General features: G+C 62.7%; 1 pseudogene. It reads left to right on the plus strand.

Annotated features, from left to right (window positions below):
* Window positions 1-68: 68 nt before the first annotated feature.
* Window positions 69-923: pseudogene (locus BMY22_RS23535) on the plus strand (Tn3 family transposase); the annotation flags it as partial.
* Window positions 924-1,015 lie beyond the last annotated feature (92 nt).

A 1,015-nucleotide genomic window follows, 5' to 3' on the forward strand; every position in this document is an offset into this window, starting at 1 on the left:
TGCACCAATGCGCAGTACCGAACCCAACTGCTGTTTGGCCCGGATGCCTCATAGCGCGATTGCCCTGTGGAAGCAGCCCAGGACGGACTTTCTACACCCACATCTCCGACCAGTACGCGCCGTTTCACACCAAGGTGGTCAACGTCGGCGTGCGCGACTCGACCTACGTGCTCGATGGCCTGCTGTACCACGAGTCCGACCTGCGCATCGAGGAACACTACACCGACACGGCAGGCTTCACCGATCATGTCTTTGCCCTGATGCACCTGCTCGGTTTCCGCTTCGCGCCGCGTATCCGCGACCTGGGCGACACCAAGCTCTACATCCCCAAGGGCGATACTGCCTATGACGCGCTCAAGCCGATGATCGGCGGCACGCTCAACATCAAGCACGTCCGCGCCCATTGGGACGAAATCCTGCGGCTGGCCACCTCGATCAAACAGGGCACGGTGACGGCCTCGCTGATGCTGCGCAAGCTCGGCAGCTATCCACGCCAGAACGGCTTGGCCGTCGCCCTGCGTGAGTTGGGGCGCATCGAGCGCACGCTGTTCATCTTGGACTGGCTGCAAAGCGTGGAGCTGCGCCGCCGCGTGCATGCCGGGCTGAATAAGGGCGAAGCGCGCAACGCCCTGGCTCGCGCGGTGTTCTTCAATCGCCTGGGCGAGATTAGGGATCGCAGTTTCGAGCAGCAACGTTACCGGGCCCTGGTGACGGCCGCCATCGTGCTGTGGAACACGGTCTACCTGGAGCGGGCGGCAAACGCCATGCGCGGCCACGGCCTGACTGTCGATGACGCGCTGTTGCAGTACCTGTCGCCGCTGGGCTGGGAGCACATCAACCTGACCGGCGATTACCTCTGGCGCAGCAGCGCCAAGATCGGTGCCGGGAAATTCAGACCACTACGGCCGCTGCAACCAGCTTAGGGCCTGTTGACGTTTCACATGGGGAGCCACAGGAACCCACAAGCCATGGCCACCATGCTCTCGTAATTTCGCTTCAGCTTGTCGTAGCGGAA

This window comes from Azotobacter beijerinckii, assembly GCF_900110885.1.
Classification (GTDB): domain Bacteria; phylum Pseudomonadota; class Gammaproteobacteria; order Pseudomonadales; family Pseudomonadaceae; genus Azotobacter; species Azotobacter beijerinckii.